The organism is Pseudoalteromonas sp. 2CM39R, assembly GCF_023161845.1.
On record NZ_JALNTM010000006.1, the window covers coordinates 232,278 to 258,357 of the forward strand.

At 41.5% G+C, this 26,080-nt stretch carries 28 protein-coding genes, 3 tRNA genes and 1 riboswitch; of the genes, 8 read left to right on the forward strand and 23 right to left on the reverse strand.

Annotation, left to right across the window (positions count from 1 at the left end):
- Positions 1–62: 62 nt before the first annotated feature.
- Positions 63–2,246 carry a YgiQ family radical SAM protein gene (locus tag MTF66_RS15585; protein WP_138623650.1) on the reverse strand — a complete coding sequence of 728 codons (2,184 nt, stop codon included), beginning with the start codon at positions 2,244–2,246 and terminating at the stop codon, positions 63–65.
- Between the two features lie 299 nt (positions 2,247–2,545).
- Here MTF66_RS15585 and MTF66_RS15590 point away from each other — a divergent pair, with 299 nt between their 5' ends.
- Together MTF66_RS15590 and MTF66_RS15595 are read left to right on the forward strand one after the other, a co-directional pair.
- Entirely contained in the window at positions 2,546–3,094 is a 549-nt protein-coding gene (locus MTF66_RS15590; protein WP_054202374.1) for an SRPBCC family protein, read from the forward strand.
- Positions 3,063–3,944: a TIGR03899 family protein gene (locus tag MTF66_RS15595; RefSeq protein ID WP_248527630.1), complete on the forward strand. Its 882-nt coding sequence runs from the start codon at positions 3,063–3,065 to the stop codon at positions 3,942–3,944. Before MTF66_RS15590 ends, MTF66_RS15595 begins: the two co-directional genes overlap by 32 nt.
- A gap of 46 nt (positions 3,945–3,990) precedes the next feature.
- On the opposite strand, the gene MTF66_RS15600 is transcribed toward MTF66_RS15595, so the two are convergent.
- From MTF66_RS15600 to MTF66_RS15635, 8 genes are all read right to left on the reverse strand, one after another.
- On the reverse strand, positions 3,991–4,761 hold the full coding sequence (locus tag MTF66_RS15600) for a TIGR04219 family outer membrane beta-barrel protein (protein ID WP_010390552.1): 771 nt from the start codon (positions 4,759–4,761) through the stop codon (positions 3,991–3,993).
- 3 nt (positions 4,762–4,764) lie between these two features.
- The gene (locus MTF66_RS15605) at positions 4,765–5,751 is read right to left on the reverse strand and encodes a DUF2333 family protein (RefSeq protein WP_010390551.1); all 987 of its coding nucleotides are present in this window, start codon (positions 5,749–5,751) and stop codon (positions 4,765–4,767) included.
- A gap of 8 nt (positions 5,752–5,759) precedes the next feature.
- A complete protein-coding gene (locus tag MTF66_RS15610; protein WP_010390550.1) occupies positions 5,760–6,269 on the reverse strand; it encodes a copper chaperone PCu(A)C in 510 nt (169 codons plus the stop codon).
- Positions 6,270–6,347: 78 nt separating this feature from the next.
- The gene (locus tag MTF66_RS15615) at positions 6,348–6,674 is read right to left on the reverse strand and encodes a hypothetical protein (protein ID WP_010390549.1); all 327 of its coding nucleotides are present in this window, start codon (positions 6,672–6,674) and stop codon (positions 6,348–6,350) included.
- Positions 6,675–6,684: 10 nt separating this feature from the next.
- On the reverse strand, positions 6,685–6,891 hold the full coding sequence (locus MTF66_RS15620; protein ID WP_010390548.1) for a PspC domain-containing protein: 207 nt from the start codon (positions 6,889–6,891) through the stop codon (positions 6,685–6,687).
- 10 nt (positions 6,892–6,901) lie between these two features.
- The gene (locus MTF66_RS15625) at positions 6,902–7,582 is read right to left on the reverse strand and encodes a PspA/IM30 family protein (RefSeq protein ID WP_138623652.1); all 681 of its coding nucleotides are present in this window, start codon (positions 7,580–7,582) and stop codon (positions 6,902–6,904) included.
- Between the two features lie 261 nt (positions 7,583–7,843).
- The gene (dusA, locus tag MTF66_RS15630; protein ID WP_036932963.1) at positions 7,844–8,776 is read right to left on the reverse strand and encodes a tRNA dihydrouridine(20/20a) synthase DusA; all 933 of its coding nucleotides are present in this window, start codon (positions 8,774–8,776) and stop codon (positions 7,844–7,846) included.
- Between the two features lie 123 nt (positions 8,777–8,899).
- The gene (locus MTF66_RS15635; RefSeq protein ID WP_008115498.1) at positions 8,900–9,520 is read right to left on the reverse strand and encodes a MarC family protein; all 621 of its coding nucleotides are present in this window, start codon (positions 9,518–9,520) and stop codon (positions 8,900–8,902) included.
- A 92-nt stretch (positions 9,521–9,612) separates the two neighbouring features.
- On the opposite strand from MTF66_RS15635, the gene MTF66_RS15640 reads away from it, so the two are divergent.
- From MTF66_RS15640 to MTF66_RS15650, 3 genes are all read left to right on the forward strand, one after another.
- Positions 9,613–10,047 carry a transcriptional repressor gene (locus MTF66_RS15640; protein WP_008115496.1) on the forward strand — a complete coding sequence of 145 codons (435 nt, stop codon included), beginning with the start codon at positions 9,613–9,615 and terminating at the stop codon, positions 10,045–10,047.
- Between the two features lie 63 nt (positions 10,048–10,110).
- The gene (locus tag MTF66_RS15645) at positions 10,111–10,578 is read left to right on the forward strand and encodes a chemotaxis protein CheX (protein WP_010390540.1); all 468 of its coding nucleotides are present in this window, start codon (positions 10,111–10,113) and stop codon (positions 10,576–10,578) included.
- Positions 10,575–11,003: a secondary thiamine-phosphate synthase enzyme YjbQ gene (locus tag MTF66_RS15650; protein WP_138623654.1), complete on the forward strand. Its 429-nt coding sequence runs from the start codon at positions 10,575–10,577 to the stop codon at positions 11,001–11,003. Before MTF66_RS15645 ends, MTF66_RS15650 begins: the two co-directional genes overlap by 4 nt.
- A 150-nt stretch (positions 11,004–11,153) precedes the next feature.
- Here MTF66_RS15650 and MTF66_RS15655 read toward each other — a convergent pair.
- The 4 genes from MTF66_RS15655 to orn all read right to left on the reverse strand — a co-directional run bounded on the left by MTF66_RS15655 (position 11,154) and on the right by orn (position 12,280).
- Positions 11,154–11,229, reverse strand: a tRNA-Gly gene (locus MTF66_RS15655).
- 48 nt (positions 11,230–11,277) lie between these two features.
- Positions 11,278–11,353 (reverse strand) — tRNA-Gly (locus MTF66_RS15660).
- A gap of 130 nt (positions 11,354–11,483) precedes the next feature.
- A tRNA-Gly gene (locus tag MTF66_RS15665) sits at positions 11,484–11,559 on the reverse strand.
- Between the two features lie 175 nt (positions 11,560–11,734).
- Positions 11,735–12,280 carry an oligoribonuclease gene (orn, locus tag MTF66_RS15670; protein ID WP_008115490.1) on the reverse strand — a complete coding sequence of 182 codons (546 nt, stop codon included), beginning with the start codon at positions 12,278–12,280 and terminating at the stop codon, positions 11,735–11,737.
- Between the two features lie 122 nt (positions 12,281–12,402).
- Here orn and rsgA point away from each other — a divergent pair, with 122 nt between their 5' ends.
- Positions 12,403–13,461 (forward strand): small ribosomal subunit biogenesis GTPase RsgA, encoded by a 1,059-nt coding sequence (rsgA, locus tag MTF66_RS15675; RefSeq protein WP_138607092.1) that lies wholly within the window; start codon positions 12,403–12,405, stop codon positions 13,459–13,461.
- A gap of 14 nt (positions 13,462–13,475) precedes the next feature.
- Complete coding sequence (gene asd, locus MTF66_RS15680) at positions 13,476–14,342, forward strand: archaetidylserine decarboxylase (RefSeq protein ID WP_171043246.1); 867 nt, start codon at positions 13,476–13,478, stop codon at positions 14,340–14,342.
- A gap of 109 nt (positions 14,343–14,451) precedes the next feature.
- Here asd and MTF66_RS15685 read toward each other — a convergent pair whose 3' ends face one another.
- The 8 genes from MTF66_RS15685 to MTF66_RS15720 all read right to left on the reverse strand — a co-directional run bounded on the left by MTF66_RS15685 (position 14,452) and on the right by MTF66_RS15720 (position 22,077).
- Positions 14,452–15,231 carry a HesA/MoeB/ThiF family protein gene (locus tag MTF66_RS15685; protein ID WP_138621298.1) on the reverse strand — a complete coding sequence of 260 codons (780 nt, stop codon included), beginning with the start codon at positions 15,229–15,231 and terminating at the stop codon, positions 14,452–14,454.
- Positions 15,215–16,741: a thiamine phosphate synthase gene (gene thiE, locus MTF66_RS15690; protein ID WP_138621300.1), complete on the reverse strand. Its 1,527-nt coding sequence runs from the start codon at positions 16,739–16,741 to the stop codon at positions 15,215–15,217. The genes MTF66_RS15685 and thiE overlap by 17 nt, the downstream gene beginning before the upstream one ends.
- 21 nt (positions 16,742–16,762) lie before the next feature.
- Positions 16,763–17,554 (reverse strand): thiazole synthase, encoded by a 792-nt coding sequence (locus tag MTF66_RS15695; RefSeq protein WP_008115481.1) that lies wholly within the window; start codon positions 17,552–17,554, stop codon positions 16,763–16,765.
- 5 nt (positions 17,555–17,559) lie between these two features.
- Complete coding sequence (gene thiS / locus MTF66_RS15700; RefSeq protein WP_036932961.1) at positions 17,560–17,754, reverse strand: sulfur carrier protein ThiS; 195 nt, start codon at positions 17,752–17,754, stop codon at positions 17,560–17,562.
- Between the two features lie 6 nt (positions 17,755–17,760).
- Positions 17,761–18,762: an FAD-dependent oxidoreductase gene (locus tag MTF66_RS15705; protein ID WP_248527631.1), complete on the reverse strand. Its 1,002-nt coding sequence runs from the start codon at positions 18,760–18,762 to the stop codon at positions 17,761–17,763.
- Positions 18,763–18,865: 103 nt separating this feature from the next.
- On the reverse strand, positions 18,866–20,818 hold the full coding sequence (gene thiC / locus MTF66_RS15710) for a phosphomethylpyrimidine synthase ThiC (protein ID WP_248527632.1): 1,953 nt from the start codon (positions 20,816–20,818) through the stop codon (positions 18,866–18,868).
- 141 nt (positions 20,819–20,959) lie between these two features.
- A riboswitch (TPP riboswitch) is annotated at positions 20,960–21,066 on the reverse strand.
- A 98-nt stretch (positions 21,067–21,164) separates the two neighbouring features.
- The gene (locus MTF66_RS15715) at positions 21,165–21,563 is read right to left on the reverse strand and encodes an META domain-containing protein (protein WP_010390523.1); all 399 of its coding nucleotides are present in this window, start codon (positions 21,561–21,563) and stop codon (positions 21,165–21,167) included.
- Positions 21,564–21,678: 115 nt separating this feature from the next.
- Positions 21,679–22,077, reverse strand: coding sequence for a thioesterase family protein (locus tag MTF66_RS15720; protein ID WP_248527633.1), 399 nt, complete (start codon positions 22,075–22,077; stop codon positions 21,679–21,681).
- Positions 22,078–22,179: 102 nt separating this feature from the next.
- Between MTF66_RS15720 and MTF66_RS15725 the strand changes: the two genes are divergently transcribed.
- Positions 22,180–24,279, forward strand: a complete 2,100-nt coding sequence (locus tag MTF66_RS15725) for a TonB-dependent receptor (RefSeq protein ID WP_138621308.1) — start codon at positions 22,180–22,182, stop codon at positions 24,277–24,279.
- A gap of 189 nt (positions 24,280–24,468) precedes the next feature.
- Here MTF66_RS15725 and epmA read toward each other — a convergent pair whose 3' ends face one another.
- Positions 24,469–25,443: an elongation factor P--(R)-beta-lysine ligase gene (gene epmA, locus MTF66_RS15730; RefSeq protein WP_138621310.1), complete on the reverse strand. Its 975-nt coding sequence runs from the start codon at positions 25,441–25,443 to the stop codon at positions 24,469–24,471.
- 60 nt (positions 25,444–25,503) lie between these two features.
- A complete protein-coding gene (gene efp, locus MTF66_RS15735; RefSeq protein ID WP_010390517.1) occupies positions 25,504–26,070 on the reverse strand; it encodes an elongation factor P in 567 nt (188 codons plus the stop codon).
- Positions 26,071–26,080 lie beyond the last annotated feature (10 nt).

Genomic DNA, 26,080 nt, shown 5'->3' on the forward strand with positions numbered 1-26,080 from the left:
TCTTTTTATAAACAAAAACACCGCGTCAATACGCGGTGTTTTTGTTTAAGCCGATAATTACTTTACCTTGCGCGCTGGCGATTACCGCCCACCTTAGGTTTAGTGTTGGCTTTTTTAAACTGACTAAAGCCAGTATGACGAGTAAGCGCAGGGCGACCGTCCTTGTTACCTTTACCGCCTTTGGCTTGCCTTTCATCTCTGCCTTCTTCTGGCACTAAACAATTTGGACCTTTACCAATGAGTTTAGCTTTGCCCATGTTACGAAGGGCTTCACGGATCATTGGCCAACCAGCAGGATCATGGTAACGTAAAATTGCTTTATGCAAACGACGCTGGCGTGCGCCCTTTGGCACCGCAACTTGCTCAGTATTATTTTTAATATTGCGTAGCGAGTTCATTTCAGTATGATAAATGGTGGTCGCATTAGCCATCGGTGACGGATAAAAGTTTTGCACCTGATCAAGCTTAAAGTCATTCGATTTCAGCCACAAAGCCATATTAACCATGTCTTCGTCTTTAGTCCCTGGGTGAGCAGAAATAAAGTATGGAATTAAATACTGCTTTTTACCCGCTTCTTTAGAGTACTTATCAAATAGCGCTTTAAATTCATCGTAAGCCCCCATACCCGGCTTCATCATTTTAGATAATGGGCCATCTTCAGTGTGCTCTGGTGCTATTTTTAAATATCCACCAACATGATGAGTTACTAGCTCTTTAACGTAACGAGGATCACGTACAGCAAGGTCATAACGCACGCCTGAAGCAATTAAGATCTTTTTGATCCCTTTAACCTCACGCGCCTTTTTATATAAATCGATAGTCGGGGTATGGTCAGTATCCATATGCTTACAAATATCAGGATACACACACGACAAGCGGCGACAGGTACTCTCTGCTTTTTTACTGGTACAACGCAGTTTGTACATATTTGCGGTTGGTCCGCCTAAATCAGAAATAACCCCAGTAAAGCCTGGCACTTTATCTCTAATTTGCTCAATCTCTTCAATAATTGATTCTTGAGATCGGCTTTGTATTATTCGCCCTTCATGCTCGGTAATAGAACAAAACGAACAGCCGCCAAAACAGCCGCGCATTATATTTACCGACGTTTTAATCATATCGTAAGCAGGAATTTTATTGTCGCCATAACTTGGGTGCGGAATACGCTGATACGGTAAACCAAACACATCATCCATTTCTTGGGTTTCAAGTGGATAAGCTGGCGGATTCACCCAAATAGAGCGATCGCCATGACGCTGAAACAACGCTCTTGCACAACCAGGGTTGGTTTCTTGGTGCAAAATACGCGATGCATGAGCATACAATGGTTTATTAACACTGACCTGCTCAAAAGCGGGTAACTTAACGTAAGTTTTTTCCCATGGCTTAGGGCGCGCAGGCTGAATGGTAATTGGTTTTGCAGCTTCGGCCTTTAAATCAATACCCGCTTGCTTAAATTCTGATTTAGCACAACCCACATCATCCGCACCATAAGGATTAGGAATAGGGTCTATTTTACCAATTTTATCAATGGCTGTTGAATCACTGCCACGCCAACCGGGTAAAGGCTCTTTACGAATAACCGCCGTGCCTCTCACATCTTGTATAGTATCCATGGTTTCACCCGCAGCGATACGATGCGCTACTTCAACTAACGGGCGTTCGGCATTACCATAAATTAAAATATCGCCTTTAGCGTCAAATAATACGCTACGACGTACTTTTTCTTGCCAATAGTCGTAATGAGCAATACGACGCAAGCTGGCTTCAATGCCACCTAATACGAGCGGCACATCTTTATAGGCTTCACGACAACGTTGCGAGTATATTATCACGGCACGGTCAGGGCGTTTACCACCAACATTTCCTGGGGTATAAGCATCATCGTGGCGCATTCGTTTTTCAGCGGTGTAACGATTGATCATCGAATCCATGTTACCGGCTGTAATACCAAAAAATAAGTTAGGCTTACCCAATGCCATAAAGGCATCTTTAGAGTTCCAATCAGGCTGAGCAATAATGCCCACTCTAAACCCCTGCGCTTCAAGCACACGACCAATTACGGCCATCCCAAAACTAGGATGGTCTACATAAGCATCACCGCTAATAATAATAATATCGCAGCTATCCCAGCCAAGCGCGTCCATTTCTTCGCGTGTTGTTGGTAAAAATGGGGCTGTGCCATAACACTCAGCCCAATACTTAGGGTATGAGAATAAGCCGCGATCAGCTTTTAATGTGCTCATAAAATTGGCCGTTCAATAACAAAAGGCGCGAATTATACCCTATCGACATCCACGTTGATATAGCACAAAATGAAAGCACTGATTAAAAATTGTTTACCTTTATCGCATTACTAAAACAGACAAATCATCTAAGCTGATTACTGCTAATGTCTGCTTTTAGATTTATTTAAAGTAGATAAACTAGATAAAAATGATCGACTCTAGGCTAAACTATTAAATAAGCTGTGATTATTAATAATTCATAGACGCTGTAATATTAAAACCAATGAGGCATACCTATTAAACTACTTAAACAATTAATGCAGTTTTCAGCCATCTTACTGTTGGCGTTTGTTGTTGTGGGATTACTTTTACCACAAAACTATCACGTGCAAAAAAGCATTAAAATAAATGCCCGCCCTCCTGTTATAAAGTCATTAGTGGAAGATTTTACGCAGTGGTACAAATGGTCGCCGTGGCAGCAAATAGATCCCAATATTGAATTTAGTATTGGTGAACCTAGTGCTGGTGCGGGAGCCTATCAATCTTGGCAAGGAAAGTGGGGGCAAGGCGAAATGACAATCACTTCATTAAGCGCCAATGAAGTTGTATTTAATGTATTATTTAATCAAGAACATATTATTACTAGCCGATTACTATTTAGCCCACATGCAAAAACTGTAACCTGGCACATAGAAGGACAAGCAACTGTGCCGCTTATATCTGGCTATGTTGCTATATTTGCTGAAAATATATTAAGCAATATAGTCACCCTAGGGCTAAATAACTTAAAGACGGTAGCCCAACTCAGTGATGCACAAGCAATAATGGAAAGCCATGACAGTCAAAACCGCACAAGCCAGAATTAAACTTGCCAATATTATTGAGTCACTGTTAGGTTACTCGGTCACAAAAGTGAGTAATACGCCTGCAGCTGATGAAAAAACCTATAATACGCAGGGAAAAGCAAAGTCTCTTTACCGTATTAATAGCGAGCATTCAGTGTTAGCTCGAGCACAAAAAAGACAAGATCTACTGCTAATAAAACAACAACAAAATATCGAGACTATTTTAGCCTTGGCAATGGAGTTTTGTCCTGATGTAGCCTGCGCTAAACAGCCTGATGCCGATTGGGTAGAGCACTTTATTGCTTTGTGTGAAGATACCTCAAATCAATCAATGCAAACATTATGGGCAAAAATTTTTACTGGCGAAACCATTAGCCCAGGTACCTTTTCTATAAAAAGCTTACAAACCCTCAAACATATGACCCAGCGCGAAGCGGATTCATTAAGAAAGTGTGTGTCTATTTCAGGATATAACGAAAAGGATAGTAGTCACCTAATATTTTTAGGTTATTACAAAAAGCCCTCGTTATTTGATTTATTAGGCAAGGGAAATAAAGTGTCATTAAGCATAGGTAAAAGCGGTGTGAGCTTTCCTGATGTATTGACCTTAATGGACTTAAACTTGCTTTATCGTAAAGAAATTGAATCCGCTGCATTAAAAGCAGGACAAGAGATCACCCTCTCCTTTTTAACTCAAAAACTAACTTTAAAAGCAAAAAGTAACGACTTAGTACTAAGCTATTATAAGTTTACCCAAACTGGTGATGAACTGTTTAGACTAATGAATTACCCAATAAATAAAGTGTACAAACAGTTAATTGGTGCAGCATTTGAAGGGGAATTTGAATTAGTGTGGCACACTTCAGAATAACTAAAAAAAGCCACACAAGGTGGCTTTTCATTAAACTAATCGGTGCTTAAAAGTGAACTTGTATGCCCGCAAATGGCCCTGATGCATCAATATCAGTATTAATATCATCTACATCATCAAGTTCTAAAACCATAGAGCGGTAGCCCGCTTTAACCGCAACATCAACGGCTAGATTATCAATAAACTCCCAAGCAATACCCATTTGGTAATCTCGTACTTTACTGTCATCAATGGCTAAAAAGCTGCCTTCAGCAAAAACACTTAAACCACTAAATGGTAAACCCGCTTCAAAACGTCCGTATGCTAAAGGTACTACACCTGAGAACTCTTCAATTTCAGTAAAGTTAGCGCCACCTTGTTGCGATGTACCTGTTACCACAAGCTCACCATCAAACTGCTTAGCATTAATACCTAAATCAATTGAGATTAAGTCGTTATCAAAAATTTCATAATACAGAATATAATCAATGTGCGATAAGTCAGTGACTGAATTAACATCAGTGCCAACAATATAATCAGAGCCATTAAAGCTAAATGTATCTTCAAGTTGCGTTGAACCGGTTAGTTCAAGCTCAGTGTATTTTAGCTTTAAGTTTGGCACTAATGGAACCGGATGCTCAAGTGCGGCGTAATAGCTAACAAAAGTCTCATCTTCAAAATTGAAGTTTTGTAGGGCGTTATTATTATCAGAAAAGCTACCGTCATTATCGGCTTTCCAACCATCAACCCCTACATACAAACCCAATACAGTATCGGCTTGTGCTACAGGTGCTAAACATGCCATTGATAAGGCTGCTGCTATACAATACTTTTTCATTTTTTATCCTTGCGCTAATAATTCGCTAAGTTCAATCAGTGCCGCATTGGCTCTAGAGATATAATTTGCCATAACGAGTGAATGGTTGGCGACATAACCGAATCCGTTGCCGTTTAAAATTATTGGGCTCCAAACGGTTTCTTGGGTCGCTTCAAGCTCGCGTATAATTTGTTGTAAACTAACACGGGCGTTCTTTTTATCAAGTACTTCGGCAAAATCATATTCAACCGCTTGTAAAAAATGCAGTAAAGCCCAAGTAGCACCGCGTGACTCATAAAATACATCATCAATTTCCCACCACGATGTTCTTACTTGTTGTTGTAATGGCGTATAAGTAGCTTGTGTATTTGAAGAGTTGCCTGCTAAATCGGTATTTACCTTGTCTTGACCTACACTCGCACTCAAACGTTGGCTTAAACTACCTAAGCGTTTTTCAGCTTCTTTCAACCAACTGCGTAAATTATCTGCACGTGAGTAAAATTGGCTATCGCGCTCATGCTGATTCGCAATTTGAGAACGGTAAACTAATAAGTAATCAATACCCTTCTGATATTCGCCCTCAGCACTTGGCCATGCCCATGCTTCAGAACTAATATTAAATTGTGGCTGCGCTTTTTTAAGCGCTTCGTGCTCAGTTGATTGTGACTGTGAACGACTAAAATCTTTTCGCATTGATAGTGCTAAATCACGCACCATTTCCAACGCGCCATACTCCCAAGCGGGCATGTTGTCCATTATTACGCTCGGTGGCAGTACATCATTTGATAAGTAACCGCCTGACTTAGTTAAGAGGGTATCAGCGACGGTGATAAGTGTTGAAGTGGTTACATATCCTGTTACTGGCTTTTCACTGCGTTGCTGCGCTTGCTGCTTGGCATTTTGTACCACATCAAAACGTGCAGGCTCTATGCTCCAGTACACTGCAATAGCGTAAAATACGACAAACAATAATACCAATGCCGTTATTATTTTTCCTTTATGCTGTGACATTTATCCCCCTAATGATGACTATGATCTTTTGATGCTTTTACCGGCTCAGCTTGCGATGCTAGCGAAACTACTTTCGCATTGGTGAATACTCGATTCCCGTCTTCAAAATATAGCGTGAGTTTGCGTTCTTGACCTACTTTTAACGGCTCTTGTGGTTCAAACACCATTAAATGGTAGCTTCCAGGCTTAAAATCGAGTTGCTGGTGAGCTTTAATAAGCAATGATTCTACTTTTTGCATTTTCATCATGCCATCAGCGTGGACGTGCTCATGGATCTCAACACGACCTAAACCATCTATGGTCGCTCTTGTGAGTGTTGCCGGCACATTACTGTGGTTTTCAATACTAAAATAACCCACGCTGGCTTTAGTGGCAGGTAAAAACTCTCTTACTTGCGCATTTGTTACTTGTAATTGCGCAACAACACTATCGTGTTCATGTCCTTCGTGCGCCAATAACGAAGACGAAAAAACACCCACCAATAATGCACTTGCACTTAAAATACATTGTTTAATCATCAGTAAAATCCTTGTTAAAACATAAAAATATAGTCCAAATTTATCATAATTCCCTAATATTAGGCAGCTAATTTAAGTTTAAGAAGCCACTTTTTTATTATCCGCGATTAACCAGCACAACCCTGCCACAAACAATAATGGCCAAGCAATCATCAGTGATCCGAATAAAAAGGCTAATATAGTTCCAGCCAGTGCTACCATCGCCGCGCCAACAAGCCCCATGGTTACCAAAGCAGCAATCGCAATAACAACAATAATGGCGATTAACGCCCCAATAAGCTCTATACCAGTCCAACTAATATCTGAGATCCACAACGGAAATTGCCATACATCAAAATGAATTATCGAGCCGCTATTAATCAAAAATAATGTAACAATAAGTAGGCATACGGCGAGAGTTTTCATGTCGTTCCCCTTACACTGCTTTTTCTTCAAGACAACAGTGCGCAATTAAATAACCTAGCGCCACTGCAAACGGAAAACTTAAAAATAATAAAACGGTGACTAAACGAGTAGACCATACCGGAAAGTCTAATCGGTAGGCTAACCCACTACAGACACCTGATATTTTTTTGTTAAGCGTATTTTTATACCAACGACGATGCGTATTAAAATTATTCATAACAATCTCCTTAGGCTGTTTGTTTGTTAGCAGTATTTAAACTCGCTTTTAAACTTGCCAGTTCTGCATCAATTTTTTCGTTTTTAACCAGTGACTCAATTTGCGTCGCAGTATTGCTCGCTGTATCTGTCAGCTCATATGCTTCAACCTGCGATTCAACACTCTCAACACGACGCTCAATTTGCTCAAATCGTGATAAAGCAGTGGCCACTTTATCGCTCTGCAGCTGAGTATTTATCTTTGCTCTTGCCTCAACCACATTTTCACGCTTTACAAGTTGTGCTTGCTTAGCTTTAGCCTGTGTCATTTTTTGCTGTAGGCGCTCACAGTCCTCTGTGATTTTTACAATTGATTGCTGCAATGTCTCAAGCTGTGTTTGTAAGCATTCTATGTTTTTTTCAACTGTGTGTTTTTCAGCTAATGCTGATTTCGCTAAGTCGTCACGATTTTTTGCAATAGCATGTTCGGCCTTTAATTGCCAATTTGTGAGCGCTCGTTGTTTATTGCTTATTTGACGCTTGATATTCTTTTCTTCACATAATAGTGCTGCCGCGGTGCTACGACACTCATTAAGTGCCTCTTGCATTTCGGTTAGCATCAAATTAAGTAGTTTTTCTGAATCTTCAGCTTTATCAAGCATAGCTACGATATTTGCTTGAATGACGTCGTTTACGCGATTAAATATACCCATGTTATTCTCCTGATGATTTTTTATTTATACATCAACAGGATTCCAAGAGTTATGCCAACAACTTAAAATTCTTTTATTTTCATTAAATATCAATAATTTAAATTATTTTTGGCGGGTAAGTTAATGACTAGTCACTGAATGAAATTAAGTCGAATTGGCTAATAAATTACATTTTTGACTAAAATTTGGGATCAAAAAAAGCCACCTTAGGTGACTTTTTCTATAAAGAGTATCTGTTATGCCAATTCCATTAAATTGGCATTACTCGGGTACGTAACTTAACGCTTTATCCATAACACTTAAATCAGCTTGCTTACCATGACCATTTTCAGATAAGTGGCGTCTAAAGCCACGCGCACCGGGTTGCCCCTGAAAAATACCCAGCATGTGGCGTGCAACATGCCAAAAATTAGCCCCTAAACGCATCTCTTCTTCAATATAATCATACATAGAGCGTACAACATCATGTCGAGATTGAGTATTAGCCGCATCACCATAAATTTTTTCATCTACTTCATTAAGCATAAATGGATTACTGTAAGCCTCTCGGCCCACCATAACCCCATCTATGTACTGTAAATGCTCAAGACTTTGCTCAATGGTTTTAACACCACCGTTAATACTTAAATCAAGTTGAGGGTAATCTTTTTTAAGCTGGTAAACTCGGGGGTAGTTAAGCTCAGGAACTTCGCGATTTTCTTTCGGGCTCAATCCTTTTAGCCATGCTTTGCGCGCATGAATAATAAAATCATCACAGCCAACTTTATGTGAAGCCTCTATCAAAGCACATAAAAATTCATAAGAATCTTGCTCATCAATACCAATACGAGTTTTAACTGTAACCGGAATATTAACTTCACTTTTCATTGCAGCAACACACTCTGCAACTAAATTAGGCTCGGCCATTAAACAGGCACCAAAACGTCCATTTTGCACACGATCTGACGGACAACCTACATTAAGGTTTATTTCATCATAACCGCGCTCACCAGCAAGCTTGGCACACTGTGCTAGCGCTTGCGGGTCTGATCCACCTAATTGCAATGCCACAGGGCCTTCGTGCTGATTAAAATGCAAGTAGTCACCACGACCGAATAAAATAGCGCCAGTAGTGATCATTTCAGTGTAGAGCACAGTGTGTTTTGTCATTTTACGATGAAACGTACGACAGTGGCGATCAGTCCAATCAAGCATGGGTGCCACGCTAAAGCGTCGATTTAAAGTACGTTTATCCAAAATGTGATCCTCAAAAATTTATAATTTAAGCACAGCTTAAACGGCGCTGCATTTTACACAAAAGCCCTATGCGCAGCAATATTAAGCAAACACTTGCAAGCCAAAGTATTGTGCAATACCGTTTAAAATATTAGTCACCGCGACTGAGCTTAAAATTAACCCCATAATTCGACTAATAATACTCGCCCCACTATCACCTATTATTTTATGTACATGCGTAGCAAGTAATAACAAAATCAGTACCACCACTAAAACAGCTAACATCATTGATGAGGTAATCATTTGTTCAACCCAAGTATATTCCTCATTGCGTGTCATTAATACCGCACCTAACATGGCACCGGGACTGGCTATTGATGGGATAGCAAGCGGAAAAATAGCGGTTTCAGTGCTGTCTCTAACACTTTTAATTTCAGCTTCAGGCTTACTTTCACCAAAGGTCATGGAGAGTGCAAAAATTAATAAAATTAAACCACCTGCTATTTGAAATGCCGAGAGCGGGATCTCAATCACATTCAGTAATTGCTCGCCAGCAACTACAAAAAATAACAGCACTAAAGCAGACACACCCACGGCTTTAAAAATCACTTTACGCTTAAACTTGTCGTCATCTCCACGAGTTACGGCGATAAAAACCGGGATTGTGCCAATTGGATCGATAACCGCAAAAAAGAAAATAAATATAGCTAATAGTTCATGCATTAATGAGTACCTTTTCACTAAATCGGTTAATAAAACGCTGCAACTACAATACAGTATGTTAGTATATCACGGCAGCGTAAGGATGAGAGAAGATGAATATAGAATCACTCGTAAGTAAAGCAAAACAAGTGTGCGACAACCGTGGTGCGCGATTCACACCAATTCGCGAGAAGGTATTTCGTTTATTGGCCAGTGCCCAAGGTGGTGTGGGGGCGTACGATTTACTTGAGCAATTGAAAGTCACTGAAACAGGTGCTAAACCTGCAACGATTTATCGTGCTTTAGACTTTTTAGCCGAACTCGGTTTTATTCATAAAATTGAAAGCACCAATGCATTTATGCTGTGTCATCATTTTGATCATATTCATCCTGTTCAGCTATTAATTTGTGATAGCTGCGGCTTTGTTAAAGAGCTGCACTCAACAGTAATTTCACATGAGCTCAATAACTTGGCAGCCGAAAGTGGCTTTGTAGTTTCCGGGCAAACAATAGAAGCACATGGTAAATGTGACTCTTGCCGAGCATAGATAAGCGATTATAGCTATACTTTGCGTATAACCTTTATCAGTACCAATTTAAGGACATCTAATATGAATGTAGAGTTCATTAATCCCTTTTTAGCTTCTTTGATGAATGTATTGAGCACTATGGCTCAAACTCAGTTAAAACCAGGCAAGCCACGCATTAAAACAGATGAGATAGCCTGTGGTGATGTATCGGGATTAATTGGTATGGTTGGCCCTCAAACTCGCGGTTCATTTTCAATTACCTTCGACGAAGGTTTAGCGCTGACCATTATGGAACGAATGTTAGGCGAACGACCAGACGACATAAATGAAGAAGTAACCGACATGGTCGGTGAAATAACTAATATGGTTACCGGTGGTGCTAAGAATTTACTAGGTGAAAAAGGCTATGATTTTGCCATGGCAACACCCATTGTTGTGTCTGGTAAAAACCACACTATTACTCACAAAAGTGACGGCAAAAAAATTCTTATGCCGTTTACCAGTGACGCAGGTAATGCAAATATTGAAGTGAGTTTTGATAAGCTATGAGCTGGTCGCAAACCACAATTACATTAAAGCCTCGCTCGCGGGGCTTTCATTTAATTGATAACGACATACTTACTCACCTCCCACAACTGAGTCAGCTTAAAGTTGGTTTATTACACTTATTTATTCAACACACCTCTGCCAGCTTAACTATTAACGAAAACGCCGATCCAACGGTACGCATGGATATGGAAAGCCACTTTAATCAATTTGTTCCAGAGCGCCAGCCTTATTATCGCCATGACTATGAGGGCGATGATGATATGCCTGCCCATATAAAAACCAGTACCTTAGGTTGCGAATTAACTATCCCGATTAGTCACGGTCAGTTAGCACTAGGAACTTGGCAAGGAATATACTTAGGTGAGCACCGTGATCATGGTGGTTCAAGACGTATTATTGCAACTTTGCAAGGCGAAAAGTTTTAGGTTTTAGGTTTTAGGTTTTAGGTTTTAGGTTTTACAACATAGATAATTCGCACACTGAACACTTCAAATTTAAGATCAAATTATATAAATGATTTATGTGTGGGTCATTGTTTGCTATTTGAGAATGAATATCTGGAAAGTAAATAAGATTGGAGCGGTACACGAGGCTCGAACTCGTGACCTCGACCTTGGCAAGGTCGCGCTCTACCAACTGAGCTAGTACCGCATTTAATATCGTATTTTAATTTTACTACAATTTCTTTTGGTTAGAAATTGGAGCGGCACACGAGGCTCGAACTCGTGACCTCGACCTTGGCAAGGTCGCGCTCTACCAACTGAGCTAGTGCCGCATTCAAAATAGTCAGTAATTTGTCCGTTGGTGCGCGACGGGTCGCGTCCTACATTCTGGCAACTGAACTAATGCCGCATTATATCAACTTTAACTTTTTGTCTTGTGCTGCAATTTCTTTGGTGAGAAATTGGAGCGGCACACGAGGCTCGAACTCGTGACCTCGACCTTGGCAAGGTCGCGCTCTACCAACTGAGCTAGTGCCGCATTCAAAATAGCCAGTAATTTGTCCGTTGGTGCGCGACAGGTCGCGTTCAACATTCTGGCAACTGAGCTAGTGCCGCATTCAAAAAGTCAAAGCCCAAACACACTAACCCCGCTGGGGTTATCGTCTTGAGCGGGGCAGGATTCTACAATAATTAGGGGGCTTTGCAAGTATTTTTTATAAATTAAAAAACTTTTCTCGGTAAACCTTTAATTCCATAATCGAATCTTTAATGTCGTCTAACGCTAAATGCGACCCTTTTTTATTCACTTGAGCCAACACATCTGGTTTCCAACGACGAGCAAGTTCTTTAATGGTACTGACATCTAAATTACGGTAATGAAAAAAGTCTTCAAGCTCGCGCATATACTTATTCATAAAGCGGCGGTCTTGGCCTATCGAGTTACCACACATAGGTGAAGCACCCGCTGGCACCCATTGCTTTAAAAACGCGAGGGTTTGTTCCACGGCATAAGCTTCATCAAACGTGCTTGCCTTACAGCGAGCCGTTAATCCAGATTTGCCATGCTGAGTTGTACACCACTCATCCATGCCATCCAGTAGTTCATCACTTTGATGAATGGCAATCGTTGGCCCTTCGGCTAATATATTCAGATCAGCGTCAGTGACAACAGTTGCAATTTCAAGTATTTTGTCAGTCTCTGGTTCAAGTCCGGTCATTTCCAGATCGAGCCAAATTAAATTTGATTTATTAATAGTCATAATTACCTTAAACGGTGCTTTTCTTTAGATCCAACGCATTTCGATATATCATATTAGCATCAACCGTCGAGCTAAAGCTTTTTTTGGCAAACTCGGCATTTAACTCAGGTTATAGGCCTCAAGTGGCAAAACAGAAAAAATTAAGTAAAGGCCAATCCCGTAGGATCAAGGCGAATCATCAAAAGCGTTTATCGAATGCCGATAAAAAACCGGCAAAAGTCGGCGCGCAAGAGTGGCAAACAGATAATTTAGGTCAAGTGGAAAATGCGATTGTTATTAGCCGCTTTGGGCAACATGCCGACGTAGAAACCCAAAATGGCGATGTTCTTCGCTGTAATATTCGCCGTACCGTATCGAATTTAGTATGTGGCGATGAGGTATTATTTCGTCGTGCAAAAGTAAGTGAAGGCGATTTAGCGGGGGTTATTGAAGCAACTCAAGAACGTCGTTCACAGTTAACGCGCCCTGATTTTTACGACGGTGTAAAAGTGATTGCCGCGAATATAGACCAAATTTTAATGGTATCAGCAGTATTGCCTGAGTTTACGCCAAGCATTATTGACCGCTATTTAATTGCCTGCGAAGACATGGGCATTGAGCCGATTTTAGTACTTAATAAAATTGATTTAATTGATGAAACTGGTTTAAACGACATACAACAAATACTCGATATTTACCGTAAACTTAATTACCAAGTGCTGCTAGTTAGTAATATAACCGGCGAAGGCATTAATGAATTAAAAGAAGTACTTGTAGGCAAAAACAATATTTTTGTTGGCCAAAGTGGTGTGGGTAAATCTACCTTAGTAAACACTGTGCTGCCGGATGCTGAAATTTTGACTAAAGAAGTCTCTGAAAACAGCGGTCTAGGCCAGCACACCACCACAGTATCGCGTCTGCATCATTTACCAAGTGGCGGTAACTTAATTGATTCACCGGGTATTCGTGAGTTTGGTTTATGGCATTTAGATGTTGAACGAGTCACTTGGTGTTTTAAAGAATTTAGAGAGTTTATAGGTGGATGTCGTTTTAGAGACTGTAAACACTTAAACGATCCAGGCTGTATAATTCAGCAAGCAGTCGCTGATGGCGATATCTCAAAGTTACGCTTTGAAAGCTATCACCGTATTTTAGAAACCATGGCCGATGGCCGTGCCGGCGCGCGTGCGCCTCGCGTATAATTAGGGAAAAACCTGTGAGTTTAGATAAATTTAAAATCGCCATGCAATATGCTATGCCAAAGCACTTTATTTCTCGTGTAGTAGGTAAGCTTGCAGCTGCAAAAGCGGGCGCATTAACAACAACATTAATTAAATTATTTATTAAACAATACAAAATAAATATGAGTGAGGCTAAATATTCTGACCCTGCCCACTATAAAACCTTTAATGAATTTTTTACCCGCCCGTTAAAAGACGGTGCTCGTCCGATGGTTGAAGATGACGATATTATTATTCACCCTGTTGACGGCGCAATCAGCCAGCTTGGCGATATTGTTGACGGCCAACTAATCCAAGCTAAAGGCCATGATTACAGCTTACAAGCGTTGCTAGGTGGCTCACAAGACGACACAACGCCTTTTTTAGGCGGTAAATTTGCAACTATTTACTTGGCACCAAAAGACTACCACCGTATTCATATGCCAATTGATGGCACGTTAAGCAAAATGATTTACGTACCGGGCGATTTATTTTCAGTAAATCCACTTACCGCGCAAAACGTACCGAATTTATTTGCCCGTAACGAACGTGTAGTAGCAATTTTTGAAACTGAAATTGGCCCGCTTGCTATGGTCCTTGTAGGCGCAACCATTGTTGCTAGCATAGAAACTATTTGGGCTGGCACAGTCACTCCACCAGCTGGCAGTGATGTGTTTAGCTGGAACTACCCAACTAAAGGCGAAAACGCGATCACCCTTAAGAAAGGGGAAGAAATGGGTCGCTTTAAATTAGGCTCAACAGTTGTGCTTGTATGGGGTGCAGATAAAGCCGATATTTTTGATGATCAACGCCCTGAAACGGTAACTCGTTTAGGCACTGCGTTTGCAAAAATTGATGATTAATAAATAGTACCAGTTGTCTGGTTGAGATTAAAAAACACCGTGTTTATTTTCTATAATCACGGTGTTTTTGTAGACGTAGAGCTTGCGACGTTAAAAACAAAGCTGTTCATTACTCATACTTGCCACACTCTCTACACGCTAAATTTTTAGCCATCTTAAAATGCTGTTGCTTTAAGCTTAATGCGTCAAAGGTTATAAACACACTCCCACCACAATGACCTAACAACATATTAAGAGTTAGCTGTGCCTGCATAGATCCAATTACACCAAGTAAGGGACTAATAACGCCCGCATTGTCGCAATTAACAACAGGGTTAGCATCATTTTTTGGAAATACGCAGCCATAACAAGGGCTATCTGTTTGCCTAAAGTCAAAGCCCATTAATTGCCCTTGCTTTGCTAGCGCTGCTGCAGAAATTAGTGGTGTTTTGTTGTTTACGCAAAAACGATTGACGGTGTAACGAGTCGCAAAGTTATCAGAGCAATCAAGTACAATATCGGCGTTATTTAATAGTGCATCACTGTTAGCAGCGCTCAACTTTTGCGAGTGAGTCACTATGTTTATTTGATTATTAAGGCTCGCAAGCACCTTTCCTGCTGCATTTACTTTTTGCTGCCCTAAGTGATTCACTTTATACAGTATTTGCCGCTGTAAATTAGATAGTTCAACGGCATCGTCATCAATTAATATTAGTGTGCCAATGCCAGCCGCTGCTAAATAAAGTAGCGCAGGACTTCCTAGCCCGCCTGCACCTACCACAGCAACGGTTGCCTCTTTAAGTGTTAACTGCCCTTCAAGCCCCACTTCTTTTAATAATAAGTGACGGCTATAGCGCAGAGTTTCTTTGTCGCTCAGTTGCTGCGCTTGCATGTTAGCAGGCATTCTCATTTATCACCGATTTTAAGGTATTGATTGCCTCTACATAATCATCAGCCTCGGTAATAGCACGTACCACGGCCACACTGCCCACGCCCGTTTTAGCAACCTCTTGCGCCCTGTCTAAATCAATTCCGCCAATAGCCACTGTAGGATAGCTTTGCATTAGTGGCGCAAACCGAGTTAGCTTTTCAAGCCCTTGAATTTGGCCTGTCATGTCTTTGGTGGTGGTAGGGTAAATCGCGCCAAAGGCCATGTAACTTGGGCGGTAATTGTGCGCCCGAAGCATTTCATAAAAGCCATGGGTAGAAAGCCCAAGTCGCAGGCCTGCTTCTTTTATAGCTGCTAAATTGGCGTTCTCTATGTCTTCTTGTCCTAAATGCACACCATAGGCGCCATGTTTAATTGCCAGCTGCCAGTAATCGTTAATAAACACATGCGCACTGTATTGCTGACCCAAAGCGACCGCGCTTGCGACTAATTGTTCCAGCTCATCTTCGCTTTTATTTTTAACTCTTAACTGCGCTGTTTTAATACCATTTTGTAAGCATTTTTCTAACCACTCTACACTATCGACTACCGCATAAGCGCCAAGCGCTTTGCTTTCACACGCAGCAAAGTCAGCTGCCATATTAAAATCAAGCGGTACATCAAAATCTAGCTCATCACCCAACCAACTACCCGCTTCAATCACTTGAGGGTAATGCGCTAGGTCAGTCGGAAACGACGTTTGTGCAACCGGCCCTATCCCCTCGCCATAGCGAACTGATTGCTTTAAACCTTGGTTTATATAGGCTTTAGCTAAAATAAACGCATCTTTTAACGGATAGTCCTTTGCAAGGCATGCAGCAATAACAGACGCCATACTACAGCCAGTGCCATGATTGTGCGGAACCTGAATTTTTTCATTACCCAACCAGTACTCTTCATTACCTTGTGAGCAGTAATCAATACAGTAACCACTTGGGTAATCCCAATGCCCACCTTTTATAACCACCGCTTTGGCACCCCATGCCATTAGTTTGCTTGCTGCTTCTTTAATTGCTGCGGGGCCAATTAAATACACACCTGTTAATAACTGTGTTTCATGGGTATTAGGGGTAATTACATCCACCAGCGGTAATAGGCATTCTTTAATCGCGCTTACAGTGTCTTCTTCTGTTAGTAAATCACCGCTTGAGGCAATAGCCACAGGATCGTACACAATCACCGGCGGGGTTGGCCACTTCGCTTTGTAATGGCTAATATGCTCACTGATCAATTGAATTTGCTGCACGTTAGCTAACATACCAATTTTAATTACTTTGGCTTTCATGTCTTTTTCGAGTGCCAATAACTGCGACTCAATCACATCAGTAGAGACGGCATTAATCGCCTCAACACCTAAACTGTTTTGTGCTGTTAGTGCGGTAATCGCAGTACAACCGTGCACACCAAAGCTTTGCATTGCTTTAATATCAGCTTGAATACCTGCGCCACCGCCGGAGTCTGAGCCCGCAATCGTCCATACTACATTGTTCATAATGACCTACTTCCTAATTTTTTACGTTTGATGCCAAAATGGCATACCCATTGTGGGGGTTGATGGGGCCGCAACGTCTTTTTCTGGCATTGCTTTGGCGTTATAAGCAAAGCGCCCTGCTTCAACCGCTGCTTTAAATGCACGTCCCATGGTAATAGGGCAACCCGCACCCGCTATGGCTGAATTTAATAATACCGCATCATACCCTAATTCTAAGGCTTGGCAGGCATGCGATGGTAAACCTAACCCAGCATCAACAATTAATGTGCTGTTAGGTAAACGCTCCCGTATCGCCTTTAAGTTATAACTATTTAATAATCCCTTACCGGTACCAATTGGCGCGCCCCATGGCATTAGCACCTCGCAGCCTAATTCATCTAAACGTTGGCAAAGCACTAAGTCATCGGTGCAGTAAGGCAGTACTTTAAACCCATCTTTAATTAAAATCTCAGTGGCTTCAAGCAGAGCAAAAGGATCTGGCTGTAAGTTATAGTCATCGCCAATTAATTCCAGCTTTATCCAATCGGTAGCAAATACTTCTCGACACATTTTAGCTAAATTAATGGCCTCTTTAACACTGTGGCATCCTGCTGTGTTAGGTAAAACTTTGAGCCCTGTATTCTTTATAAGTTGCCAAAAATCATCTCCTGCAGCTGCGCTTTGCTGGCGACGTAAAGACACAGTAACAATATCCGCTCCTGAAGCATTAATTGCTTTAGTCATCGTCGCGGGAGATGGGTAAAGCGCAGAGCCAATCAGTAATCTACTTGAAAATTGCTCGCCATAAATAGTGATATTATCGGGAGGTAACATAATGGTTACCCTCCTTGAATCGGAGATAACACATCAATGCAATCACCATCATTAAGTGTGTAGTTAGCATGTTGCTCTTGAGGTACAAACTGGCCATTAATGGCTACTGCAAACGGTGCTTTAGCACCATACTCAATTAAACACTGTTTTAGTTCGCTACTTGTTAGGGTGAGCGCTTTACCATTAATTATTATATCCATCATTCCTCACTCTATTCTGGCAACAGCATCAGCAACTAAACTCGGCGCGAGCATGTAGCCATGGCGGTATAATCCATTAATACTAATTACCTGCCCCAGTTGTGTAACTTGTGGGCAGTTATCGCTAAACGCAGGGCGAAGCCCGGTTTGAATATTTAACAGTCGAGCCTCGGCAAAACCGCTGTGCACTGTATAAGCGGCTGAAAGTAACTCCAACGTTGAACGCACCGTTGCCGCCCCGTTATCTTGAGACTCAATTTCGGTGGCACCAATCACATATTCATGGTTCGGCTTAGGTGCTATATAAATAGGATAACGCGGATGCATTAACCTCACTGGCCGAGATAAATTAACCTCGGGTGCATAGAGTCTTGCCACTTCCCCGCGCACGCCTCGAAGGGGCTGATCTTGTTTGGCTCCAAGCCCTCGACAATCAATAATGTAATCAAACTCTCGATTATTCACTTTGTTATCAAAGATGCTGGCGCGCTGATTAAATACAAACTTTACTTTGCGCTTATTTAGCAACCTAAAACTGGCTTTGTAAAAGGCTTGGTTATCTATCTGCGCTTCACCGGGCAAAAATAGGCCTTGGCTAAATCGACCAGCCAGTTCAGGTTCTAGTTGCTCAATTTGCTGTGCATTAATTGCTTGAGCACTAAAATTTAGTAACGGCTTGATTCGCTGTGCAAAGCTTTGTAAGTCGCCTTTATCCTGCGGATGAGCAACCACTAGGGTACCTTGCTGTTGAAAAAATACCTCGCTATTTAGTTGTTCTAAAATAGCAGGCCATCGAGTAATAGAATCCACTCCCATTAAAGCCAATTCACGTTCGCACATAACAGACTCAGCTAGGGGGGCTAGCATCGCTGCTGCCACTTTACCGGCACTGTTCTGAGTATGTTCATCATCGGCTTCAAATACGGTAACACGATGTTGATTACTTAACTCAAGCGCGGCCAACCGCCCTGCTAAACCAAAGCCCACCACAGCAATGTTATAAAACATAAACACTCCTACATTTAGCTGCGAGCTGCGGGTCTCTGGCTTCGAGCAACAAGGTGCTAAGATAAACATTTCGCTACTCGATGCTCACAACCCGCAACCTATTTTATATTGCTTTATGGTAAATCTCTGAGCCTGTTTGCTTAAACTCTTCAGATTTGGCTTTCATCTCGGCCTCTACATCAACCATTTTGATTTCAATGGCATCACCCACGTTATTAGGATCAATACCGCGCGCTTCTAGATCTTTGGCGTAGTCGCGTACTTCTTGGGTTATTTTCATGGAACAAAATTTAGGGCCACACATAGAACAAAAATGCGCAACTTTGCCTGATTCTTGCGGCAGTGTTTCATCATGGTATTCACGGGCGCGAACAGGGTCTAAACCAATATTAAACTGGTCATGCCATCTAAATTCAAAGCGCGCTTTTGATAGCGCGTTATCTCGCTCTTGTGCACCTGGGTGACCTTTCGCTAAATCGGCGGCATGAGCGGCAATTTTGTAGGTAATAAGGCCTTCTTTAACGTCTTCTTTATTTGGCAAACCTAAATGCTCTTTAGGTGTTACGTAACACAACATAGCACAGCCATACCAAGCAATCTGCGCTGCACCAATACCCGAGGTTATATGATCATACCCTGGAGCAATATCTGTGGTCAGTGGGCCTAAGGTATAAAATGGCGCTTCATCGCAATGTTTAAGTTGCTCATCCATATTGGCTTTGATCATATGCATAGGCACATGTCCAGGGCCTTCTATGAACACTTGTACATCATGCATCCAAGCTATTTTAGTCAGTTCCCCTAAGGTACGCAGCTCACTAAATTGCGCTTCATCGTTCGCATCGGCAATAGAACCCGGACGTAAACCGTCCCCTAGTGAAAAACACACATCGTATTGTTTTAAAATTTCACAAATATCTTCAAAGTGAGTGTATAAGAAGTTTTCTTTGTGGTGCGCTAAACACCATTTAGCCATAATTGAGCCACCACGTGACACAATACCGGTTACGCGTTTTGCTGTCATTGGCACATAACGCAATAGCACACCAGCATGAATGGTAAAGTAATCAACGCCTTGTTCTGCTTGTTCAATCAGAGTATCGCGAAATATTTCCCAGGTTAGGTCTTCTGCTACACCATTGACTTTTTCAAGTGCTTGGTAAATTGGAACAGTACCGATAGGTACTGGCGAATTACGCACCAGCCATTCACGGGTTTCGTGAATGTAACGCCCTGTTGATAAATCCATTACGGTGTCGGCACCCCAGCGGGTTGACCACACCATTTTTTCAACTTCTTCTTCGATAGATGAACCCACTGATGAATTACCAATATTGGCGTTAACTTTAACTAAAAAGTTACGACCAACAATCATAGGCTCGCTTTCTGGGTGATTAATATTGTTAGGTAAAATAGCGCGTCCGCGAGCAATTTCATCACGCACAAATTCAGGAGTAATAAACTCAGGGATACTCGCGCCAAACGACTCCCCTTTATGCTGCGCAGCTAATAACTCTTCACGTATTTGCGCGCGCCCCATGTTTTCACGTATCGCTACATATTCCATTTCTGGGGTGACTATTCCTTGGCGAGCATAATGCATTTGGGTGACATTTTTACCTGCTTTTGCACGGCGTATTTTTAGAAGGTGTTCAAAGCGAATATGATCTAGCCCATCATCAGCCATACGCTGCTGTGCAAACTGTGAGGTTACCGACTCGAGTACTTCGGTATCATTACGGCTCTCAATCCATTGTTCACGGTATTTATTAAGTCCCTTGCGCACATCCAATTTAAATTCAGGATCGGTATACGGGCCTGATGTATCGTAAACACGCAGTGGTGCATTTGACTCATACACTGGGTTTTGTTCATCACCACCAATAAAAGTATCGCTCAATGTGATTTCACGCATACCCACACGTACATTTTCTTGCGTGCCTTCAACATACACTTTATGAGAACTTGGGAATGGTTGCCCTGTAAGGTTATAAATATAATCTGATGCGGCCGCACGAGTTTCGCGACGGGTGGCTTTATTTATTGTATTTGACATGACTTACCTCATTGCTAAAGGGTTGTCTTGTCAGATATTCCGCTGAGGAATAGAGAAAGATCGTAAAGTAGCTTTATGCGACTTTGCGGCCTAAGACGGATCTTGCTTTTTTGTGCGCATAAAAAAAGACGCACAAGCGTCCTAGTTAGGCAGCTTGTTCCCTACGCAGGTATTAACCTGATCAGGTTCACGGATCCCGCTTTCGCGATCTCAGCCTAAATAAAACTTAGGCACTCCGACAAGTATTTGAATTGTTCGTTGATTTGATAATGTTTTGATCAAATCTTCGACGAGTGTACGCCAGTTGAAAATTCCCTGCAAGGGGCTGTTTTTCAAAACTCAAAAATTATTTTGGGATAAACACAAATTTTTGTTCAGCTTGCATTACCAATGTTTGGTCTTGCATGTTAAGCACTGCACCTTGCTGTAGAGCTTGTAAAAACTGTTGTTCAAACTCATCCAGTTCAGGGCCACATGATTTACGTGTCATACCTAATTTGCTTACGCTCAGGCTACTGTCTTCAAGTGAGCCTTCACCAAAAAACTTATTACATCCGGCAAAGCCGTTTATTTGTAGCGCTTCTATAAAACTCATTGATGCTTTAAAGGACGCGGGAATAGCCAAATCATCAACCTTTGATAATTGCCATTGTGTATATTTTAGCTGCTCAGTGGTAACTGTCCCTGTTGATGCGCAACCAACACATAAACCGATTACGAGCATCGGTATTGCTGCTAATTTCATGTTACTACTAACTTATTGTCTAATTAATGTAATAGTATCAATATTTGTCAGGTTTATCCGTTAAAAATGCATATTTTAAATGTAAATTTTTGTTTAAAAGTTACGCTATTTAGCGCTATGCAACGGCTTGGAATAAGTTATCTATCTGTGGTGGTAAAAATGGACGACCTTTCTCATTAACCGATGTACCAATAACTAAGGCATTGAGCATCACTTTTTCATCTTGTTTGCGCACTACCGTTTGTTTAAATGCAAACTTAAGACGGCTAATACGCACAGGCTCTACCGCCACATAAAACTCATCCCCTGGTAGTAGGGAAAGTTTGTAATCCATTTCACTGCGTATCACCACTAAGTTAATTTTATCTTTCGCAAGTTGTGAAAAGTCAACGCCGTGTGCGTATAAAAATTCGTGGCGAGCGTGCTCAAGATAATTAAAATAAACACTGTTATTCACAATACCTTGTAAGTCACATTCGTAGTCGCGTACCTTAAAGTCTACTTTAAAGGTCATATTAGTAATCCCAATTATTTAACGTATAATTGCCGCGTTTATAGCACAAGTGTTGAAATAATTGCTACCATACAAGTCCCTAAAATGGAGTTAAGTAACCTAATGAACTTACGTTTGTCTTTAATTACAGCCACGTTATTACCCCTGCTCGCAGCACCTATCTATGCTAACGCAGATGACACCGAACTAGAGAAAATCATTGTTACCGGTGACTTTCAGCAAGAAAGCATTCAAACATTAAGCGCCAGTGCCAGCTTATTTTCTGAAAATGAAATGAATCAACGTGGTGCAACATATTTAGACGAAATGTTAGCCAGTGCAGCCAATGTAAACTTTGCTGCTGGTGCGTCTCGCGGTCGTTATATTCAAATTCGCGGTGTCGGTTTACGCTCGCAGTTTGTTGACCCGATAAATCCATCTGTGGGCTTAGTAATTGACGGTATTAATTATTCAGGCTTAGGTGGTAGTTCATTATTGTTTGATATTGACCAAGTAGAAATTTATCGCGGTCCTCAAGGTACACGTTTTGGTGCAGATGGCATGGCGGGCATGATCCAAATGCAATCAGCTAATGCAACCAGCGATCCTAGCTTAAAGTTACATTTAGGCGCTGGCACTTATAACAGCCACGAAGCAGGCCTTGCTGCTAGTACCGGTTTAACAGATGACACCAGTGCCCGCGTTAGCTACTTTCGCAGAAAGTCTGACGGCTACGTAGACAACCTTTATTTAGATAAACCCACTCAAGATCAAGATGAGCAAGTTGCACGCTTTAAATTAAACAGCCAACTCACAGCTCATTTAAATTCAGAACTTAACCTGCATTATATTGATATTAATAATGGCTACGATGCATTTACCCTTGATAATTCTCGCAACAGCCTTGCTGATCAACCAGGCGAAGATAATCAACAAAGTTATGCTATTGGCCTGAATAATACTTACACTGGTTTTGATGCCTTTGATGTCAGCTTAAACCTTTCAGCCATTGATACAGAACTTTTTTATAGTTTTGATGAAGACTGGGTGTGTAACGATACTAATAAGCCGCAATTATGTGCCGCTGGTTTACATCCTGATGGTTATAGTTCAACAGATATTTATAGCCGCGATCGTGATGATCAAGCGCTCGATCTGCAATTTACTGGTAAAGCAGGTAACTGGGTTGCGGGTATTTACTATCAAAACCGTGATGTGGATTTAGAGCGTCAATATACGTGGTTAGCCAACCCGTTTGCTTCAACCTATGAAACTAATAACATTGCAGCTTATGGCCAATTAGCCACAGCAATTGGCCCAAAAACTACGCTTATTACTGGTTTACGAGTTGAGCAATATCAAGGAGATTACACCGATAGTAACGGTTTTATTGAAGAAACTGACGATATTATGCTCGGTGGTAAAATTGCACTTGAATACCAAGTTATTGACCGTACCATGATTTACACCAGTATCACCCGCGGTTACAAAGCTGGTGGTATTAATTCAGAAGCGCTAGCAAAAGCAAAAGATGAAGGTTTAAGCTTAGATGCTGATTTTTTCAAACAGCATACCAGCTTTGATCCAGAGTACTTGTGGAGTGGTGAGTTTGGCGTTAAAGGTTCATCGCTAGATGACAAGTTTACCCTGCGCTTAGCGGCGTTTTATATGCACCGCGATAATATTCAATTAAAGTCGTGGCAAGTATCAGATCAACAATTTACCGGTTATGTCGCCAATGCCAGCTCTGGCAGCAACTACGGTCTTGAAATTGAAGGCAGCTACTTACTTACTGATAATTTACTCATTAGCGGTAGTGCTGGCTATTTAGATACGAAAATAAACGACTTTGTCACTAAATCGGGCTTAAACCAAGATGGCCGCGAGCAAGCACAAGCGCCTAAATATCAATACGCATTTAGTGCACGCTACAATGTTACTGATGAGCTATATGCAATGTTAGGCGTTGAAGGCAAAGACGATTATTACTTCTCAGACAGCCATAATGCACAAGCTCCAAATACAAACTTAGTAAATGCGAGCCTTGGTTACGAAGCAGAAAACTGGGCTGTTCGTGCATGGGCACGTAATGTGTTTGATGAAACCGTTCCAACTCGCGGTTTTGAATTTGGTAACAACCCGTTAGATGGTTATACAAGTCAAACTTACATTCAACTAGGTGAGCCACGTGTGGCCGGTGTTACGTTTACGCTTAATCTGTAATACAGCGAACCAGTTGTCAGTTAGAGATAAAAAACACCGCGTTTAGTGCAAACGCGGTGTTTTTTTATCTGATAGCTTACCGCTAAAAGCTTAGCTGCTAATGATTTTAAATTTAACAGTACATACCTCGTAGCTCGTAGCTCGTAGCTCGTAGCTCGTAGCTCGTAGCTCGTAGCTCGTAGCCATTATTTAAGCTCTTACCACATCAAACGCAATCACTTCTTTTATTTTTTGTCTATTGGTTGCTAGCATGACGAGCCTATCAATCCCCAATGCAACCCCCGCACATTGCGGTAAACCATGTTCCAATGCCGCAATTAAACGCGTATCCACAGGAACTTGCTTTAAGCCGTTAGCAGCACGATAGGCGTTATCTTCGTTAAACCTTTTTGCTTGTTCTTTAGCATTAGTGAGCTCATTAAAGCCGTTAGCCAGTTCCATATTTTTATAATACAACTCAAAACGCCCTGCTACTCGCTCATCGTGTTCACAAATTTGTGCCAGTGCCGCTTGTGATGCCGGAAAGTGATACACAAAACATGGCTTATCTTGTCCTATTGTTGGCTCTACTTTCATACAAAATAATAATTGCAGCAAGGTATCTTTATGAGTCTCGTTTTTAGCAATATCAGCAAAGCCATGTTCGCATGCGAGTTGTTGTAACTGCGTGATAGATACAGTTAATGGATCGACCCCTAACGCGCGTTCAAATGCCTTTTGGTAGGTAACGCGCTCTGCAGGAGCAACCTCAAGAATGAGCTGCATTAGCTCATCTATTTCGTCCATTAAAGCAAATTCGTCAAACCCAGGCCGATACCATTCAAGCATAGTAAATTCAGGATTATGATGACTGCCCGCTTCTTCATTTCGAAATGCCTTACAAAGCTGAAAAATAGCGCCTGAGCCGGCCGCTAACAAGCGTTTCATCGCAAACTCTGGAGATGTTTGCAAAAACAGGGGGAGCCCACCAGCATGGCCTGGGCCCACAAATGTAGTATTAAAGCTGGCTAAATGCACATCGGTTACACTGGCAGCACTTAAACTCGGTGTTTCGACTTCCATTACATTACGCTCATAAAAGAATTCCCGAATGCTGCGCATAATTGCTGCGCGTTGCTTAAGTATTTCTATGCTGGCACTCGGCTTCCAAAGATCTGCTGACATATTTTCTCCAAAAAAAATCCCAGCTTAAGCCGGGATTTAATTAATAAGACGCGTTGCTGCTTACTTAACACGGCTCACGTATTCACCATTACGAGTGTCTACTTTAATTACTTCGCCAATTTGAACGAATAATGGAACACGTACTACAGCACCTGTGCTAAGCGTTGCTGGTTTACCACCCGTGCCCGCTGTATCACCTTTAAGGCCCGGATCAGTTTCAGTGATCTCAAGCTCAACAAAGTTTGGTGGAGTTACAGCAATTGGGCTGCCGTTCCATAATGTAATAGTACATACATCGTTTTCAACTAACCATTTGCCAGCATCGCCCAGTGCTTTTTCGTCAGCAGCGATTTGTTCAAATGTTTCATTGTTCATGAAATGCCAAAATTCACCGTCTGTATATAGGTACGCTAAATCGGTATCCATTACATCAGCACCTTCAACCGATTCACCCGATTTAAAGGTTTTTTCAAGTACCTTGCCAGAGATAAGCTTACGGATACGAACACGGTTAAACGCTTGGCCTTTACCCGGTTTTACCATTTCATTTTCTAAGATACTGCAAGGTTCGCCGTCCATCATAATTTTTAGGCCGCCCTTGAACTCGTTGGTGCTATAATTCGCCATCGTTTCCTCT